General features: G+C 37.3%; 15 protein-coding genes. 1 reads left to right on the top strand and 14 read right to left on the bottom strand.

Annotation, left to right across the window (positions count from 1 at the left end; all coding sequences use genetic code 11):
- Positions 1-91 precede the first annotated feature (91 nt).
- The 11 genes from F601_RS0102945 to F601_RS12810 all read right to left on the bottom strand — a co-directional run bounded on the left by F601_RS0102945 (position 92) and on the right by F601_RS12810 (position 14398).
- On the bottom strand, positions 92-2065 hold the full coding sequence (locus F601_RS0102945) for a UvrD-helicase domain-containing protein (protein ID WP_018164180.1): 1974 nt from the start codon (positions 2063-2065) through the stop codon (positions 92-94).
- Complete coding sequence (locus F601_RS0102940) at positions 2035-4221, bottom strand: ATP-dependent nuclease (RefSeq protein ID WP_018164179.1); 2187 nt, start codon at positions 4219-4221, stop codon at positions 2035-2037. The genes F601_RS0102945 and F601_RS0102940 overlap by 31 nt, the downstream gene beginning before the upstream one ends.
- A 122-nt stretch (positions 4222-4343) precedes the next feature.
- Positions 4344-6992, bottom strand: coding sequence for a valine--tRNA ligase (locus F601_RS0102935; protein ID WP_018164178.1), 2649 nt, complete (start codon positions 6990-6992; stop codon positions 4344-4346).
- Positions 6993-7004: 12 nt separating this feature from the next.
- On the bottom strand, positions 7005-7880 hold the full coding sequence (locus F601_RS0102930; protein WP_155979147.1) for a hypothetical protein: 876 nt from the start codon (positions 7878-7880) through the stop codon (positions 7005-7007).
- Between the two features lie 4 nt (positions 7881-7884).
- The gene (locus tag F601_RS12225; protein ID WP_018164176.1) at positions 7885-8298 is read right to left on the bottom strand and encodes a cupin domain-containing protein; all 414 of its coding nucleotides are present in this window, start codon (positions 8296-8298) and stop codon (positions 7885-7887) included.
- 267 nt (positions 8299-8565) lie between these two features.
- Positions 8566-8895 carry a helix-hairpin-helix domain-containing protein gene (locus F601_RS0102915; protein WP_018164174.1) on the bottom strand — a complete coding sequence of 110 codons (330 nt, stop codon included), beginning with the start codon at positions 8893-8895 and terminating at the stop codon, positions 8566-8568.
- Positions 8896-9231: 336 nt separating this feature from the next.
- Positions 9232-10446, bottom strand: coding sequence for an FtsW/RodA/SpoVE family cell cycle protein (locus F601_RS0102910; RefSeq protein WP_018164173.1), 1215 nt, complete (start codon positions 10444-10446; stop codon positions 9232-9234).
- A 307-nt stretch (positions 10447-10753) separates the two neighbouring features.
- Positions 10754-12043 (bottom strand): metallophosphoesterase, encoded by a 1290-nt coding sequence (locus F601_RS0102905; protein ID WP_248678563.1) that lies wholly within the window; start codon positions 12041-12043, stop codon positions 10754-10756.
- Between the two features lie 215 nt (positions 12044-12258).
- Complete coding sequence (locus tag F601_RS13290; protein WP_018164171.1) at positions 12259-12423, bottom strand: hypothetical protein; 165 nt, start codon at positions 12421-12423, stop codon at positions 12259-12261.
- A 464-nt stretch (positions 12424-12887) separates the two neighbouring features.
- Positions 12888-14201 carry a GTPase ObgE gene (obgE, locus tag F601_RS0102895; protein WP_018164170.1) on the bottom strand — a complete coding sequence of 438 codons (1314 nt, stop codon included), beginning with the start codon at positions 14199-14201 and terminating at the stop codon, positions 12888-12890.
- 68 nt (positions 14202-14269) lie between these two features.
- Positions 14270-14398, bottom strand: coding sequence for a DUF4044 domain-containing protein (locus F601_RS12810; protein ID WP_018164169.1), 129 nt, complete (start codon positions 14396-14398; stop codon positions 14270-14272).
- 320 nt (positions 14399-14718) lie between these two features.
- On the opposite strand from F601_RS12810, the gene F601_RS0102885 reads away from it, so the two are divergent.
- The gene (locus F601_RS0102885) at positions 14719-15960 is read left to right on the top strand and encodes an aminopeptidase (RefSeq protein ID WP_018164168.1); all 1242 of its coding nucleotides are present in this window, start codon (positions 14719-14721) and stop codon (positions 15958-15960) included.
- Positions 15961-16111: 151 nt separating this feature from the next.
- Here F601_RS0102885 and F601_RS0102880 read toward each other — a convergent pair whose 3' ends face one another.
- The 3 genes from F601_RS0102880 to atpD form a co-directional block, all read right to left on the bottom strand.
- Positions 16112-16840 carry a pseudouridine synthase gene (locus F601_RS0102880; RefSeq protein ID WP_018164167.1) on the bottom strand — a complete coding sequence of 243 codons (729 nt, stop codon included), beginning with the start codon at positions 16838-16840 and terminating at the stop codon, positions 16112-16114.
- Positions 16841-17093: 253 nt separating this feature from the next.
- Positions 17094-17519 carry a F0F1 ATP synthase subunit epsilon gene (locus F601_RS0102875; protein ID WP_018164166.1) on the bottom strand — a complete coding sequence of 142 codons (426 nt, stop codon included), beginning with the start codon at positions 17517-17519 and terminating at the stop codon, positions 17094-17096.
- 12 nt (positions 17520-17531) lie between these two features.
- Entirely contained in the window at positions 17532-18938 is a 1407-nt protein-coding gene (gene atpD, locus F601_RS0102870; RefSeq protein ID WP_018164165.1) for a F0F1 ATP synthase subunit beta, read from the bottom strand.
- Positions 18939-18980: the final 42 nt, after the last annotated feature.

Genomic DNA, 18980 nt, shown 5'->3' with positions numbered 1-18980 from the left:
TTACATCACCCCAAAACTCATTACTGTTTCTAATAATCAGTGCAACAAATCAAAGATTTAATCCAATACATACTGTATATACTACCAAATGTCAATTAACTTGAAATCCTATATTTTGAAATACAATTTTAAATTGATTTAAATTATCAATCTGATTTTCATCAACTAGTACGACCAACTCCTCTTCTGATCGAGAACAACCTACATAAAAAAGTTTATATGCTGTTAATATTGATTTTACTAAATTTTTATTAAAAATAATCTTTATATTTTTAACGGTTGTATTAGTTTGAAAATTTAGTGTATTATTTTTCAGACAAATATATTTATAATAGTCATTGTTAAAATACTTATTGTAAATATATTGAAAATCTCTAAAGAATTCTTCCTTATCATTTGATGTAATTTTTTCTATTTTTTTGCCAATTTTTTGCTCTAAAGATAAAATATTCCTATTTAAATCGTAATAAAAAGTTTGAAAGTTGTCCAGGTTAAAATTCAACCCTTGTGTTGAAAAATTTGTAAATAGATTAAAGAAATCATAAATTTTAATTCCGGGATTTGAAGAATCTTCTGCTACAAATAATATCTTTTTGTGTCCTTCACCTTTAACTCCGTGCTGTGTCGAAACCATCGGATTTCGATTATAATCATCTATTAGTTTAAATAACTCCACTGAATCGCAAAATAAATCTGTATATAGGAATTCTCCGTTCCTTTCATATAAGAAAATAAAATTGTAAAAAACATTATTGATAATTTTATTTTCAACTAACTTCTGTATTACTACCCCAAGTCTTTCTTCAGATTCTAATACCTCAACTAAATAATCCATTTTGTCTTTTAGTTTCACTTTGTCTGTGTGATAATTTATCTTTAATAATCCCTCTTCAAATACAGAGATAGTTTTACCATAGTGTATTTTTTTTCTGACACCTTTTACTACTCGAATTACATCACCATAATTCTTATTGCTGTAATCATGCTTTATTTTAAATAATAAGCTTAAAAACGACATTAACTCATCTGGATTTTCCTCAAAATTATTATTTCCTAATACATCCATTACACTAATACGACTGTTATTAGGATATAATTTCTGATAATTTTTGTAAATTTTACCAGCAGATTTTTCAGTATTATTAATATTCTCAAATCTTTTTATATTTACTGTCCTTAATTTATAAAAATCCTCATACTTCTTACTATTATCAACGAGAAACTTTTCAATATCATTTGTCAAAATTATTTTAGGGAAATTACCTACCACTCCTTTATGGGAATCTTGATTTATTCTGCTACTTGAAAGATATAATCCATTTAATAAATCAACAATTTCTTTTGATGAGCGATAGTTTCTATTAAACTGTGCTGAAATAGAATTATCAAAAGAATTGAATTCAACTTCAAATGATCCATCATATTTATTATAAATTTCCTGCATTTTATCTCCAAGAAAATATACTTTGGTCTTGCTATTTTTAGTTGAATTGTAAAAGAACTTTAAAATTTCAGCACTTGTATCTTGTACCTCATCAATAAATATATATTGATACATTTCACGTAGCTTAAACCCTATTTTCGGAAATTTTTCTACTAGTTTAAATGAAAAATCTAACAAGTCATCATGTGATAGTCCCCCGTCTAATGGGAAAGAATATTGTCTTTCATTATAGTAAAGACTATCAAGATTATTAGACACAGTTTCCAACGAGATATCCGTAGCTATATTAAATCTTTCCTTATAGCGTTCAACTATTTTAGTTTTTTCTAAATCTTCTTCTATTTTTTGTTTAAAAAATTCAATATAAAATGTAACAACTTTTTTATTTTTAAAAAATGGTTCCAAAAAATTATTTAAAAAAGCATGGATAGTTGATATTGAAATATTTGGAGAAATTATTCTTTCTTTCATCACTTCTGCTGCCCTATTTGTATATGTTATACATAGAATACTAGCAAAAGGTGACTCCTCTATGATTTTATTTATTGTTCTACTAATATAGTGAGTTTTTCCACTACCAGCAGGAGCATTTATCCTATAGAAATTTGTTTGTTCAGCCACGATAATCCCTCCTCAATATAATTAGGTAATACTTCAATTTCTTTGTTATTCATAATAATCGAATACATAAAATTTGTTTTTATTAAACTATTCACAATATCTCTGGTGTTTATCAAAACTTTACCTTTAAGCTTTTTATTTTTAATAGATGGAACAGAAAAATCAAGTTTTGACTCACACTTAAGGTTTTCCCAAAATTCTCGGTCAAATTCAATAAATACACCTCTTTTATTTTGTAATTTTAATTTTATAAAATGATTTTTTCCATAATCTATTCTAGTATTATACGTTCTTATTTTCTTTTTATAATATTTAGTATCTAAGATTGATTTTCCACTATAGCTTCTTCCGTAATTCAGGTTTGATTTATACTTTCGTCTATCTTCTTTTCCATATTTTGAAGTTGGAATAATCAATTTATATATTATTGCTTCTTCTAATGTCCGAGCATACCCATCATTTTGAGTCTGTGTGAATACTTCAATGTTTTTATTTCGTCTAAACTTTTGTTGTTTATAAATTTCACCAACATTCTTATTATTACTTTTTAACAATGAATTTAATGTCGAATTAGTGGTCTTATCTTTCTGTATTTCATCAAGAGAATCTCTTTCCTTACCATAATCTATATCAGTAAACACACAGGCTTTCATTCCTAATTCGGTTACTAATGGAAAATATTTATGTGCATGTGCACCCCCACATTGACAGTAACTGATATATTGTCTAGATAGGTTTAGATATTTTGTATTTTTCCGAGTAACTAATCTTTCAAAATACATACGTTCTGCATCACCTTCATAAAAAATAACAGCATCAGAAAAAATTAAATCTGCAAAATTTAGTTTAAAAAATGTTTCATAGAATTCTCTATCCTTATTTTTTTCAATAAATTGATGCAAGTCAACAATACGATTCATATAATTATTTTGCGATCGTATCACTTTAACATTATTTATATCAACATTTTTTACAATCTCAGTTGAATGAGTTGTGATAACACCTTGAATATTTCTATTATCTTTAAAAATAGTATCTATATAATCTACCAATACTTTCTGCATTTGTATATGCATGTGAGCTTCAGGTTCTTCAATAACAAACAGATTTACTGTATTAGCACCTGATTCCTTAATTTTTCTTGAAAAACTATTGATTTGTAAGCTAATGTAAATTAAATTACTTACCCCAAGACCTTGTGACTCCTCAGATAAGTTAAATCGAAATTCCCCAGATTTATGAGCATAACTAATATAAATACTATTTTTGAGTAAATTCAATAAAGTTTTTCCATTAAAATCAAAATCGGCCGTGAGTGCATTTATTTCATTTTTTGAAACATTATCCAGATTCTCCTTTAAATCTTCTAATGCTTCCTCAGTTCTCTCCTGAAATTTCTCTTTTATACCAGAATCAGTTAAATTTTTTTGTATACTTTTCTCCAATTGATTAAATTCATTTTCCCAATTCATACTTATCTTTTTGGGGTCTGTGCTAGATATAATTGTTGTAGTAATCTTCTTATTCTTCAAACTTTCATCATCTAATTCTCTATCTGCTGATACATATTCAAAATTAAACAAGTTTTTAAACTCATTGTAGTCAATTTTTCTCTTATTTGAAAAATTTTCATCCGAATAAAAGTAGCTCCCTTCAGTACTACTTTCAATAATCTCTCTCAATTTTTCTTTAGATCTTACTTCAGATTGAGTAAAGTCTTTTTTTATTTTGTCAATATTGAATTTATAAATATACTCAAAAAAGAAACTGGTCATATCTGACTCTAAATCCATTAAATAATTAGCAAAAAGACCTATTGATTCATCCTTTTTATAAGAGATACTAAGCTTAACACTAATTCTAATATTTTCCCCAATATATTTTAAAAACTGTAGAAATTCTTCTTCCTTATTACTCAAATCAATACTCAAATTTTCAATCTTCTCATCCAATAAGGTTTTCATCTCAATTGAAAAATCATTGAATTTTAATAATTTTTTTGAGTTATTATTGAATATATAATCAAGCAGTTGTACTAAAGAGGTTTTACCACTATTATTTGCACCTGCTAATACAGAAAAGTTTCCATAATCCAGATTAATGGTTGAATCTTTAAATCTTCTATAACCTGTAATATTTATCTTGTCAATCTTCATAGTTCACCTCGTCTATATCTTATGATAGCTACATTTTACCATGGATGCGCTTTCTTTTCTACGAAATAAAATAAACCTAGGAAAATTTACTTTCTAGATTTATTCTATTTATTCTATTTATTCTATTTCACCAACTTCTTCATCTCTTCAATACGCTCTTGTGTCGCATCGAATTTAGCTTGGTAGTCGGCTTGTTTGTCTTTTTCTTTCTGAACGACTTCTGGTTTGGCGTTGGCGACGAAGCGTTCGTTGCCGAGTTTTTTGCCGACCATGTCTAGCTCTTTTTGCCATTTGGTTAGTTCTTTGTCAAGGCGAGCCAACTCTTCTTCTACGTTGAGCAGGTCTGCTAGCGGCAGGAAGATTTCTGCGCCTGTGATAACGGCTGACATAGCCAATTCTGGGGCAGCGATTGCAGAGCTGATTTCAAGGGTTTCTGGGTTTGTGAAACGTTTGATGTAGTTGACGTTGGCATTGAAGAAGGCTTCAAGTTCAGCATCACTTGTCTTAACCAAGATGGTAATTGGTTTAGATGGGGCAACGTTCACTTCTGCACGCGCATTACGAACAGAGCGGATCAAATCTTTGAGACTTTCAACACCCTTATGAGCGTCAGCATTTTCAAAAGCAGCATTTACTCTTGGGTATTCCGCAGTCACGATTGAACCTTCTGCGTATTGACCGAAGATTTCCTCTGTCACAAATGGCATGATTGGGTGAAGGAGACGAAGGATCTTGTCCATTGTGTAAAGAAGGACTGAACGTGTGATGACTTTCTCATCTTCGTTGTCGCTGTAAAGGACTTCTTTGGTTAATTCAACATACCAGTTGGCAAATTCTTCCCAAATGAAGTTGTAAAGGATGTGACCGGCAACCCCAAACTCAAACTTGTCAAAGTTTTCAGTGACCTTAGCAATGGTCTCATTGAGGTTGTGCAGAATCCATCGGTCCGTCACGTTCCCAGCTCCGCCATTGGCCACCAAAGCCACGTTAGCAGTCGCTTGCTCCAGGCTGAGCCCCTCATTGTTCATGAGGATATAGCGGGAAATGTTCCAGATTTTGTTGATGAAGTTCCATGAGGCATCCATCTTCTCGTAGGAGAAACGGACATCCTGTCCTGGGGCAGAGCCATTAGACAAGAACCAACGAAGGGCGTCGGCACCGTATTTCTCGATGACATCCATTGGGTCGATACCATTTCCAAGCGATTTAGACATCTTGCGCCCTTCCTCATCACGAATGAGTCCGTGGATAAGAACGTTTTGGAATGGCTGGCGCCCAGTAAATTCAAGCGATTGGAAAATCATACGTGACACCCAGAAGAAAATGATGTCGTAACCAGTAACCAAGGTTGAAGTTGGGAAGTAACGTTTGAAGTCTTCCGCTTCCACATCAGGCCAGCCCATGGTTGAGAATGGCCAAAGGGCAGAGCTGAACCAGGTGTCAAGAACATCTTCGTCTTGAATCCAACCATCACCTTCTGGTGCTTCTTCGCCAACGTACATGTCACCTGATTCATTGTACCAAGCAGGGATTTGGTGACCCCACCAAAGCTGACGTGAGATAACCCAGTCGTGAACGTTTTCCATCCATTGCAAGAAGGTATCGTTGAAACGTGGTGGGTAGAATTCTACCTTGTCATCTGTGTCTTGGTTGGCGATGGCATTCTTAGCCAATTGATCCATCTTAACGAACCATTGTGTTGAAAGACGTGGCTCAACTGGAACACCCGTACGCTCTGAGTGACCTACTGAGTGAACACGTTTTTCAATTTCAACAAGGGCACCGATTTCTTCCAGCTTAGCAACAGTCGCTTTACGGGCTTCGAAGCGATCCATACCAGCAAATTCACCAGCCAGCTCATTCATGGTCCCGTCATCGTTCATGACGTTAACTTGTGGCAAGTTGTGGCGTTGACCGACCTCAAAGTCATTAGGGTCATGGGCTGGTGTGATTTTAACGACACCTGTTCCAAATTCTGGATCAGCATGCTCGTCAGCTACAATTGGAATAGCCTTGTTTACGATTGGTAGGATAACATTTTTACCAATCAAGTCCTTGTAACGAGGATCTTCTGGATTGACAGCGACAGCCACATCCCCAAACATGGTTTCAGGTCGCGTAGTCGCGACTTGAAGCGCGCGCGAGCCATCTTCCAACATATAATTCATGTGGTAGAAGGCACCTTCGACATCCTTGTGGATAACTTCGATGTCTGATAGGGCAGTACGGGCTGCTGGGTCCCAGTTGATGATAAATTCACCGCGGTAGATCCAACCTTTTTTATAGAGGTCAACAAAGACTTTGCGCACCGCTTTTGACAGACCTTCGTCAAGGGTGAAACGCTCGCGAGAGTAGTCGACAGAGAGACCCATCTTGCCCCACTGTTCTTTGATGGTTGTTGCGTACTCGTCCTTCCACTCCCAAACCTTGTCTAGGAATTTCTCACGACCAAGGTCGTAACGTGAAACGCCTTGCTCACGCAAGCGCTCCTCAACTTTAGCTTGAGTGGCAATACCAGCGTGGTCCATACCTGGCAACCAGAGGGTATCAAAGCCCTGCATGCGCTTTTGACGGATGATAATATCCTGCAAAGTCGTGTCCCAAGCGTGACCAAGGTGAAGTTTACCAGTCACGTTTGGCGGTGGAATCACGATAGAATATGGCTTGGCATCAGGATTACCTGATGGCTTGAAAACATCTTGGTCCAACCAAGATTGGTAACGTCCAGCCTCAACCTCGGCTGGATTGTATTTTGGTGAAAGTTCTTTCATTTTAGTTCTCCTTTATCCAATATTAAATTTCATAGATTGTGCAATATAGTTGATGATTTCTCTTTTCTCTAAAGACTGTTCATTCATATCTTGTTCACGTAAAGATAGATAAATTTTCTTAGGATTATACTTCTTTTCTACACAATAGATATAAGCATTTATAATCTCTGTAACAATTATTTTGTATGGAAAATCTAATTTATTCGTGCCAATTGCTCCTAACATCAACGTACTCAATCCCAATTCTTTACATTTTCGGAATAACTTGATAATAATAATTCTTGAATCCTCACCTTTAATTAAGTCATTCCTAATAATTGAATCTACTTCTTTTTTCTGAGAATTAACCACAAACAAAAGGGTCACTGATTTTTCCGACAAACGAATAGGTACGTAAAGTATATCTCCTAATTGTGGATTTTCAATCCTCTGACGCTTTCTAGCTTTATCAATTTCAGCCTGTAATAATTCATTTGTAATATTATGCTCTTCAGCCAAATAGTTAAGAAAATCTTCCAACATAGATCCACTCGAAACATTTGATAGTTTTAAACTTCTATCAAATCCAAGTGCCACTGAAAAAGTCGTATCTTTCTTATCCAATTTTTCTAGATTATATCTAAAATTAACGATAAAATCATCAACCATGATATAAAAATTCTTGTTTGATCTAGGATCGACATCAATAATTTTTTTTCTTAGTTTATTCCAACTCTTAATAATGACCGCAAATGATAATAAGAGGAATAATATAAAGAGGAATATGTAAATAGATACATCTGGTATAACAACTGATACCACTCCAAACAAAGTTGCGAACAAACTCCAGACTGCTTTCAAATCTTCCATAGAGAAATTTAAAATTTCTTTTATAAACTTCATTGTCATTCCATTACCATTCTTTTGTCCAGTTAATCCACACTTTATTGTTCTCTATATTAAATAACTCTTTATCATTCCCACCAGGTACTTTTGTAAAAAGAATTTCAGTTCCGGATAGGCACTTTACCATATAAGACATACCTGGGGATATATAAAACATATCTCCTTTTTTAAAATGATATTCACGGTCCTCTTCAAAAATAAACACCTTAGCTTCACCTTGCAGAATATAATTATATTCCTGATTAAATCTATGTGTATGTGCTTGTTCAGCCTTAAAAGAATTATATCTACTAATTCCCATCTCATAATTTGTAGTCGAGATATGTTTTGTATCTTGGGGCTTTTTAAGATTTCCTGTCAAGTAAACTCGCCCATTTTTTTCTAATCCGCAATCAATATCTTCATTAAAAATAAATTCCATATAAGCCTCCAAAATTATAAAAAAATCCCCATCCAGCTGACGCTAGACAGGGACGAATTTCTTTAGATAATCCGCGGTACCACCCAATTTCAGATATCTGTGGATACCTGCAACTTTGTTTATTTCATTGTAACCTTCAGCAACCAGTTTTGACATTTGTGCGGATTTCTCAGTATCGCCGCTTCCTGTGACAAATGGAATTCAAAACACCTCTGAATGCTCTTATTTTATCAGATTTGAGGCTATTAAGCAAACCAAATCTTTTCTTTATTTTTTAAATTTTATACCAAATTCTTTTAGCTGTTTGATGGTTGCTGGACCGATTCCTTTGAGTGTCAAGAGCTCTTTTTCTGTCCAGTTTGCAAAGTCTTTGGCTGACTTGATACCTTGCTCATAAAAAGCTTCAAGGCGGCTTGCTGCGACACCTTCAAATTCTTTTGCAAAGCTTTCAAAGTCATTTGCCTTAGCTTTCACTTCTTTTTTCACTTCTTCAGTTTTCTCTGTCAAGACTTTAACAACGTCAACAGTTGTTTTTACTAATCCTTGACGTTTCAATCCTAGAATGTACTCTTTTTTACGATTTTTTCTTTTTGCCAAAATTTTTCAACCTTTCATTTAAAAATCCCTATCCAGCTTATGCTAGACAGGGACGAATTTCATAAAGTAATCCGCGGTACCACCCAGATTCAGATATCTGAAGATATCTGCAACTTTGTTGTATTTCGTTGTTAGGTTCAGTAACTCATTTTGACATTTGTGCGGATTTCTCAGTTCCACCGCTTCCTGTAACAAATGGGATTCAAAATACCTCTGAACATTACTATTTTATCAGAGTTTGGCTGAGAAATCAAACAGCCACTTCTCATTTTCCTGCAATAAGCTTTAGAAATGCTTTAAGCTCTGCTATTTCCCAAAAGATACCGAAGGCAAGTCTTAGTTATTGCGTCGGCGTCGGCTTAATGACTTCTCAATCTCGTTTTCTTGACTAAGAATATTCTGGTAACTCATTGAGAGAATCAAGCCAACTCCGATAAGATTGGTTATCAAGGAGCTACCACCTTGTGAGATGAAAGGCAGTGGTATCCCTGTTAGGGGCAGGATGCCAATAGCTGCGCCAATATTTTCAAAGATGTGGAAGAGAATCATCATGATAAAACCGGTCGAGATATAGGTGTAAAAGCGATTGTTAGAAGCGAATGTCACGCGCAACATGCGATAAATCAAGAGCAGATAAAGTGCCAAGACGCTTGCGCTGCCAATGAATCCAAAATCTTCTGCTATCACAGTAAAAATCATATCACTTTCACGAACCGGAACAGCCAAGTCGATAACACTGAAACCTTTACCAGTAAGACCACCACTGCCAATCGAAATCATACCTTGCGTTTGCTGGTAAGCAATACTCTCAGAAAAATCAAAAGGATTTAGCCAAGCTGAGATACGATTAATTTGGTAGGTGTCCATGCCAAGTTGATAAAGCCATTCTTTGCCATTAGGCATGAGAAAGACGGTCATGAAAATACCAACAGCCAGGGCCGCAAGACCAATTACTGGCAAGATAATCCACCAAGAAACACCAGATAACAGGACTGTTCCAGCTAAGATGGCCATGAAGACCATAGCCGTACCAAAGTCTTTTTGTAGTCCTAAAAGTACCATTATTGGCAGAGTTAACAGAGCATATAAGCCTAACAGCTGAAAGTCTTGTTTAAAGCTGGTCTGCCTAACTTTTTGCTGAAACCAAACTGTTGTTTTCGCCAGAACCAAAATATAGGAGATTTTCATAAACTCAGAGGGCTGAAATAGGGTTACCGATCCAATTGTAACCCAGTTCTTAGCACCTGTTGAGGCTACTAATTCCGGACTATAAAAAATCAAGGGTAAGATCATTAAGCCCAATCCCAAGACATAAAAAAATGGAGTCAATTTCCAAAGAACCTCAGCAGAAAAGAGCATGACGATAAAGGCAATAAAACTCCCTAAACCTATCCAAACTACTTGCTGGGTCATTACATTGGCCACATTATGGGGATAATCATTTGCCGTAGCGATATAGATTGCCACCAGACCAATTAAGAGAAGAAAAAAAGTCGGTAAAATTACGGAATAATCAACACGACTATCAAACGAACGTTTCTTTCCTGCCATAGTACTTCCTTCATTAAAATGCTAAAAAATATTATACCATGTTTTGCTTAAAGTGAAGCTAAGAAAATGGAGAAATATTATGTAAACGAAATCAGGCCATTCAATTATTTTCCACCACATCTTATTCTAAAATTAAATCAGACGAGCAAGTGAGACCAAGGTAGTATTAGAGTAGGGCAAGTCAAAACTGACAGCTATCATTTTGATTTTAAAAGAATATTATTTACCTTTAAGATTATGAAAAAATACAATGACTCTCTTTCTCATAATTAGTCATTGTATCAATCATTCATAACTCCTTGCCTATTTAGGGCAGATTAATGCTTACTTTCTGAGCAGGCTTGTTTGCTCGCTCAGAAATCATTTGATTGACATAACGGTATAAGAATTTTTTCTCTCCGCTATCTCTTAGGAGGTGATAAATATCATTAGTATAAACATTCTCTGAGAGCCAATCTTCAGTCAACATATCACCAGTAAAAAATGCTAAATTCAACGGTTCAATCATTTCTGAAATTTCCTCAGCCTTTTCACCATCATACCAGCCCTCATCATTCATCATCGTATGAACCATGATGTTACTAGACTTATTAAAGACATCTTTCAAATAGTCAGCATGTTCTAATAAGTCAGGTTGACTAATCTTTTCCTGCTCTGCCCAATCTTTCATATCTAAACGAGTCTGCTCATAATCTACTTTGTCATCTTTAAAAGTCAAACGCCCAATACTAGCAGGATAAAGCGAAAATGCACCTGTGACAATTTCTGTTAAAGTATGCCCATCCTCCATAGTCCAAGATGCCATATTTTGAGTATGAATATGACCCGATAAGGCAATTTTTTGCTGGTATTTTGAGTACAAATGACGCAAATCTGAAGCATTATCTAAAGTAAAACCTCGTGTCGACATGGGGTGTTGCTCTAAAACATTGTGATGCATAACAGGAACCACAAATGCTCCCTCTTCTTGAGCATCCTGCAATTGTTCTTCAATAAAAGCCAAGGTTTCCTTTTTAAGACGCCCATTGGTCGTAGGTGCACCTTTTCCCTCAGCATCAGAATAGATATTACTGTCAATCATCAAAAACCAAGGACCAGACTGCAACTTTGTGACATAAGTGAGCGAAGCTTGATCACGCGCATCAGCATCCGCATAACCAAAATCTGCCATGACCGACTCAAAATCACTGGCCGAAATCTGTTTCGTCTTATACTGCTTATCCTCACGAAATTCTCTCGCCCAGCCAGACGCAATATCATGATTCCCTGGAATGACCAAAACCTGAGTTCCCGCTTTTTCAATCTGTTGGAAGTATCCCGCAGTTTCCACAAGACTCTGATATTCACCATTAAACGTCAAGTCCCCACTGACAATCAAGACTTTAGGATTTTCTTTTTTCACTTGAAATAGCAGAGCTTCTAAGCGCTCTTTACCATAGACAAGATCTTTCCCAGCTGCTGTATTTTGCATGATGCTGAATGCCTTGCCCCCATCCTGAAGTTCAGGAGAAAGATAATGGAGGTCAGTCACAACCCAGACCTCATCTTCTTTATCGATGGCAATTTGACTATCTGCTGAGCTATTTTTCCAACTCAAAAAGAAACTAACAAAAATACAAGAAAATATAAACAAGAACAACCAATTAAAGCGTTTTGTAAATTTCATTGTTACCAATTCTTTCCAAATATAGTCGAATCAATTAGCTTTCAGACAAGGAACAGAGGCGAAGACAGTACTTGAGTACGGCAAGCCGATAGTGACGACGTATCAAAGTTAATCAAATGACTATAGTAAAAAGAAGCGGATGAGAACTAAGCCTCACCCTGCTCCTGAGCTAATTTTTCACGTTCCAAACGAAGACGACGGTTGGGATTGAGGGTATTAAATAATTCCTCTAGCTTTTCAGCATTCCAAACATCGGCCGCCGAAACGAAATTACCATCCTTATCCTTAAAAGATATCGGTTTATCACCCATAAAAACCTCCAAAATTAGACTTGATTAACTTACTAACCCACCTGTAAGCAAGATATACACTAACACTTGCTTGACAGGGACATTTATACCCTTTAATCTCAAAAATTTCGTAGCTAGACCGCATCAACTAACTGAGTTAGGACCTGAGAAAAGTGATTCGATACCAATCACTTTTCGAGCTAGTAAGGCGACTAGGCAAGACACAATAGGGCTTGCCGTCTTAACATGTCACCACAACACTTACCACAAGCGAGAGTTACGACACCAAGTCAAAACTGTCGACACCACAGTTTTGACGAAATTAGTAAGGTTGGTAGGCAGACCGCATCAGCTTACTGAGTTACGACGTGAGAAAAGTGATTCGATACCAATCACTTTTCGAGCTAGTAAGGCGACTAGGCAAGACACAATAGTGCTTGCCGTCTGCTCATTAGATAGCTTTGCTATCAATGAGCAGTGTCGAGTTAATCCACGAATTCGAATTCGAAGTTGCCGATTCGGACGATGTCTCCGTCTTTGGCACCACGTTCACGAAGGGCTTCGTCAACACCCATACCACGCAATTGACGAGCAAATTTCATGACTGATTCATCACGTTCCATATTGGTCATGATAAAGAGTTTTTCAAGTTTCTCACCAGACAACACCCATGACGCATCATCATCACGGCTAATTTCAAATGGTCGTTCATCAGCTTCAAAGCCGTAATAAACTTCTTCTTGTTCCATATCATCTTCAGTGTAAAGCAAGAATTCATCTGTCTTATCAAGCAATTCTGCAGTTGCTTCTAGAAGATTTTCCAATCCTTGGTGAGCAAGTGATGAAATTGGGAAAATCATTGGCAGTTCATCAAACTCATCATATTCTGCTGCCAATTTTTTCTTGAACTCTTTCAAGTTTTCTTCTGCTTCTGGCATATCCATCTTATTAGCAACAATAATCTGTGGACGTTCCAAAAGACGCAGATTGTATGTTTCGAGCTCCTTATTGATTTGGCAATAATCTTCATATGGATCACGTCCTTCTGAAGCAGACATATCAATAACATGCAAGATAACACGTGTACGCTCAATGTGGCGAAGGAACTGCGTTCCAAGACCCACACCTTGACTGGCACCCTCAATCAAACCCGGAAGGTCAGCCATGGCAAATGATTCACCAGATTTAGTACGAACCATACCAAGATTTGGCACAATTGTTGTAAAGTGATAAGCACCAATCTTTGGTTTTGCGGCAGAAACCACACTTAGAAGCGTTGACTTACCAACTGAAGGGAATCCTACCAAACCAACGTCTGCCAAGATTTTAAGTTCCAACTCAAGATCGCGCTCTTCACCTGGTTCACCATTTTCAGCAATCTCTGGTGCAGGGTTACGAGGCGTTGCGAAACGGATATTTCCACGACCACCACGACCACCGTGAGCGACAACAAACTCTTGTCCATTTTCAACCAAGTCTGTAATCACTTTACCAGTCTCAGCATCACGAACAGTTGTCCCTTGCGGAACACGCACAATCAGATCATCTGACCCACGACCGTGCATTCCTTTTGTCATCCCTTTTTCACCATCTTTGGCCTTAAATTTACGGTTATAACGGAAATCCATGAGGGTGCGAAGCCCTTCATCAACTTTAAAAACGACAGATCCGCCTTTGCCGCCATCGCCGCCCCAAGGTCCGCCATTAGGGACATATTTTTCTCGGCGAAAGGCCACCATACCATCACCACCACGACCAGCTTTAACACTAATCTTGGCAGTATCTAAAAACATACTCATACTATTTTTCCTATCTTTGTGTAATGGCCCGCGCTGTTTGCGAGCATAAAAAAACGCCTAGCAGCGTCTTAAAGGATAGATGCAATTGCAGTCGCAACCAATCCACCTACGGTTACAAGAACCATCAAAATAACAACAATCAAAGTTAACTTTTCAAATGCTGTTTTCTTACGCGGTCCATTTTCTCCAAAAGCCACTTTTAATACCTCTTCTACTGTATTTTGTTAGCTCTATCTTAACACGATTTGTCCAATAAAGCAAACACTTACTGCTCAGAACAAGGCCTAAATCGTTTCCAAAATTCCTTGAGATTAGTCTTAAAATATGCTAGAGTATTTCAGTAATACTCTTTTAAAATCGAAATGAGAGATGTCAGTTTTGACTTGCCCTACCTAGTATCGCCTTCGTCTCACTTGCTCATCTGATTTTGATTTAATTTGAGTATGAGTAAAAATAAATAAGAAGCAGCTTTCTGTCCTTATGTGCATAAGTTGTTTTCTTTTTGGAGGAAAGTTTAATGGTTTTACCAAACTTTGAAGAGAATTTAGCAAAATACGCTAACTTACTCATCGCCAAAGGTGTTAATGTCCAGGAAGGACATACCCTTATTATCACCATTGCTGTTGAACACAGCAAGTTTGCCCGTCTTTTGACTAAAGCTGCCTATGCGCGCGGTGCTGCTGAAGTTGTTGTTGACTATGTCGATGATCAGATTACACGTGAAAAATTGCTTCACGCAAGTGAAGACCGTGTAACAACTGTTGCCGACTACGTTGTTGAAAAATCAAACTACTTCCTTGAGAAAAAAGCAAGCCGTTTAGTGGTTCGTTCAGCAGATCCAAATGCTTTTGCAGGTGTTGACCCAGAACGTTTATCAGCTTCTACACGCGCTACTGCTATAGCCCTCGATGCTCAACGTACCGCTACACAATCAAATAAAGTCAGCTGGAATCTTGTTGCCGCTTCAAGTCCAGAATGGGCAGCTATGGTCTTTCCTAATTTAGCAAGTGAAGAGGAGCAAGTTGATGCGCTCTGGGATGCTATCTTCAAAATGAACCGCATTTACGAAGAAGATCCAATCAAAGCCTGGGATGAACACCAAGCACGTTTAGTATCAAAAGCTAAAATCCTTAACGATATGCAATTTGATGCCCTCCACTATATGGCTCCTGGAACAGACTTGACGCTTGGAATGCCAAAAAATCATGTTTGGGAAGCTGCTGGTAGCTTTAACGCTCAAGGTGAAGAATTCATTGCTAACATGCCAACTGAGGAAGTTTTCTCAGCACCAGATTACCGTCGCGCGGATGGTTATGTATCATCTACAAAACCACTTAGCTACGCAGGTGTCGTTATCGAAAACATGACATTCACTTTCAAGGATGGTAAAATTGTTGAGGTTACTGCTGAAAAAGGTGAGGAAACTATCAAACGTCTTGTTGAAGAAAATGAAGGTGCACGTTCACTTGGTGAAGTTGCCCTTGTTCCTCACAAAACACCAATTTCACTTTCAGGTTTGACTTTCTTCAATACGCTTTTTGATGAAAATGCCTCAAACCACTTAGCTATCGGTCAAGCCTACGCCTTTAGCATTGAAGGTGGTACAGAAATGACAAGCGAAGAGTTGGATGCGGCAGGTTTGAATCGCTCAACTGCTCACGTTGACTTCATGATCGGCTCCGACCAAATGGACATCGATGGTATCACAGCAGATGGAAAAGTTGTCCCAATTTTCCGTGGCGGAGAATGGGCTATCTAATACTCAATGAAAACCAAAATTAGAGGAGGCAAGCCGACGCAGACATACATAATAATCGGCAAGAAGGCTTAACAATCTATCATTTTGATTTTCGAAGACTATAAGCTATCTACAAGAAAAAACTTGGAAAAATATCCAAGTTTTTTTGTGCTTAAATCTCTACTTTAAAATTCTCCAAGGCTACCAACTCTTGGTCTGTTAAGCGCCGCCATTGTCCCAAAGAAAGCGACTGATCCAAGACTAGTGGTCCCATGCTCAAGCGCTGTAAATCCACAACCTTCTTACCGCGTGCAGCAACCATACGCTTAACCTGATGAAATTTACCCTCTTTTATTGTAATGTGAACCAAGCTAGTTTTAGCTTTTTCATCCACTTCTTTGATTAATAGCTGAGCTGGCTGGCAGCTAAAGTCATCTAAAACAATCCCCTTTTCAAAAGCCTCAATATCTTCAACAGTCATGATTCCTTGGACCTTAGCCTGATAAAGTTTATCCACATGACGTTTGGGTGATAGCATGGCATGAGCCAGTGCACCATTATTGGTTAACAAGAGTAAACCATGGGTATCAATGTCTAAACGACCAACAGAAAAAACTTCCTTATCATGAGCTGTCTTGTCCAACAAATCAAGAACAGTCTTATGGTGATTATCTTCAGTAGCTGAAATGACATCCTTGGGTTTGTTGAGCATATAATAAACAAACTTCTCATAACCTAGTACTTGTCCCTGACAAACAATTTGGTCTACTTTTTCATCTACATGACGTTTGGCCGACGTTTCAACAACACCATTAACTTCAACTAACTTCTTCTTAAGGAGTTGTTTGACTTCTGTACGAGAACCAACACCTGCTTCCACCAAAAACTTATCTAAACGCATGAATTCTCCTTGATTCTTGATTTTTCTGATATCTAATCCACTATTTATTTAAAGTAGATTTCAAAATTTATTCTCTTTTAAAATCAAAATGATCAATGCCAGTTTCGACTTGCCCTACTCAAGTAATACCTTCGTCTCACTTCTTCGTCTGATTTTGATTTTATTTGAGTATTATTATAGCATGATATTAGTCTTCAAAGTAAGAAAAAAACCGCATTTGCGGTTTTCTTGTGTCTATATATAGTGACTTTGTTTATTGGTGACTTCCGACATTAATACGATTAAGGGCACGTCTAAGTGCGACTTGAGCACGACGAACTTCATCAATATCTTTAGTCGTTTGAGCTTCTTCCAATTCACGTTCAGCACGGATACGAGCACGTTCAGCACGACTGACATCGATATCACGTTCACGTTCAGCAGAGTCAGCGACGATAGTGACAAAATTATCCTTAACTTCTATCAATCCGCCATTTACAGCTACCCAATCAACGTGATTATCATCATCAATACGACGAATTTTCATTTCATGAACAGCAAGTGGAGCCATGATATTAACGTGATTAGGCAGAATTCCCATATCACCATCCGTAGTTTTTACCGAAATAAAAGCAGCATGGTGGTCATATTTTATGCCGTCAGGTGTGACAACCTGAACAGTCATATAGGTATTTGACATGCGATCACCTCATCAATAGTTCATCTGTTTAGCTTTTTCAAGAACGTCCTCAATTGGACCTACGTTACGGAAAGCATCTTCTGGAAGATGGTCGTATTTACCTTCAAGAATTTCTTTAAAGCCACGAACAGTTTCAGCAACTGGTACGTAAGAACCTGGTTGACCTGTAAATTGCTCAGCAACGTTAAAGTTTTGTGATAGGAAGAATTGAATACGACGAGCGCGTCCAACTAAAGTTTTTTCATCTTCAGATAATTCATCCATACCAAGAATGGCAATGATATCTTGCAACTCACGGTAACGTTGAAGAACACGTTGTACTTCTGTTGCCACTTGGTAATGCTCTTCACCAACAATTTCAGGGGCAAGGGCACGTGAAGATGAGGCTAATGGATCCACCGCTGGATAAATACCCATCTGTGTCAATTTACGTTCCAAGTTGGTCGTTGAATCCAAGTGAGCGAAGGCAGTTGCTGGCGCTGGGTCAGTGTAGTCATCGGCAGGAACGTAAATGGCTTGAATTGATGTAACAGAACCTTTTTTAGTTGAGGTAATACGCTCTTGCAATTGTCCCATTTCAGTAGCAAGTGTTGGTTGGTAACCAACGGCTGAAGGCATACGGCCTAGAAGGGCAGATACCTCAGAACCCGCTTGAGTGAAACGGAAGATATTGTCGATGAAAAGAAGTACGTCTTGTCCTTCTACATCACGGAAATATTCAGCGATTGTCAAACCAGTAAGGGCAACGCGCATACGTGCTCCAGGTGGTTCATTCATCTGACCAAATACCATGGCAGTTTTCTCAATAACGCCAGATTCCTTCATTTCCCAGTAAAGGTCATTCCCTTCACGAGTACGTTCACCAACACCAGTAAATACTGAAATACCACCGTGTTCTTGGGCAATGTTGTGAATCAATTCTTGGATAAGGACAGTTTTACCAACTCCGGCACCACCAAAGAGCCCAACTTTACCACCTTTTAGGTAAGGGGCAAGCAAGTCAATTACCTTGATACCTGTTTCAAGAATTTCAGATGATGTTGATAGTTCATCAAAAGAAGGTGCTTTTTTATGAATTGGCTCACGCGCTATATCTTCATCGAAAGGTTCTTCAAGGTCAATTGTATCCCCTAGAACATTGAAGACTCGACCTAAAGTTTCTTTACCAACTGGTACACTAATTGCTCGGCCAGTATCGAAAACTTCAAGTCCACGTGTAAGCCCATCGGTTGATTCCATAGCAATGGTACGCACTATGCCATCTCCAAGTTCAAGTGCAACTTCGAGAACGATTTTTTGTGCTTTATCGCCATTTTTATAAACAATCAACGCATTATTAATCTCAGGAAGTTTGTCGCCCGTCTCAAATACGACGTCAACGACTGGTCCGACTACCTGAGCAATTTTGCCTGAGCTCATTTAATTCTCCTCTATGATTTTTAGAGAGTGAGACAAAATCAT

Origin of the sequence: Streptococcus henryi DSM 19005 (genome assembly GCF_000376985.1) — a bacterium.
Taxonomy (GTDB): domain Bacteria; phylum Bacillota; class Bacilli; order Lactobacillales; family Streptococcaceae; genus Streptococcus; species Streptococcus henryi.
Note: the sequence above shows the minus strand (reverse complement) of the source record. Positions and strands in the feature narration are given on the sequence as shown.

Coding starts and splice junctions, on each gene's coding strand:
- F601_RS0102940 (WP_018164179.1), bottom strand. CDS start 4,221: ATGAAGATTGACAAGATAAATATTACAGGTTATAGAAGATTTAAAGAT.
- F601_RS0102935 (WP_018164178.1), bottom strand. CDS start 6,992: ATGAAAGAACTTTCACCAAAATACAATCCAGCCGAGGTTGAGGCTGGA.
- F601_RS0102930 (WP_155979147.1), bottom strand. CDS start 7,880: ATGACAATGAAGTTTATAAAAGAAATTTTAAATTTCTCTATGGAAGAT.
- F601_RS12225 (WP_018164176.1), bottom strand. CDS start 8,298: ATGGAATTTATTTTTAATGAAGATATTGATTGCGGATTAGAAAAAAAT.
- F601_RS0102910 (WP_018164173.1), bottom strand. CDS start 10,446: ATGGCAGGAAAGAAACGTTCGTTTGATAGTCGTGTTGATTATTCCGTA.
- F601_RS13290 (WP_018164171.1), bottom strand. CDS start 12,423: ATGGGTGATAAACCGATATCTTTTAAGGATAAGGATGGTAATTTCGTT.
- obgE (WP_018164170.1), bottom strand. CDS start 14,201: ATGAGTATGTTTTTAGATACTGCCAAGATTAGTGTTAAAGCTGGTCGT.
- F601_RS0102885 (WP_018164168.1), top strand. CDS start 14,719: ATGGTTTTACCAAACTTTGAAGAGAATTTAGCAAAATACGCTAACTTA.
- F601_RS0102880 (WP_018164167.1), bottom strand. CDS start 16,840: ATGCGTTTAGATAAGTTTTTGGTGGAAGCAGGTGTTGGTTCTCGTACA.
- F601_RS0102875 (WP_018164166.1), bottom strand. CDS start 17,519: ATGTCAAATACCTATATGACTGTTCAGGTTGTCACACCTGACGGCATA.
- atpD (WP_018164165.1), bottom strand. CDS start 18,938: ATGAGCTCAGGCAAAATTGCTCAGGTAGTCGGACCAGTCGTTGACGTC.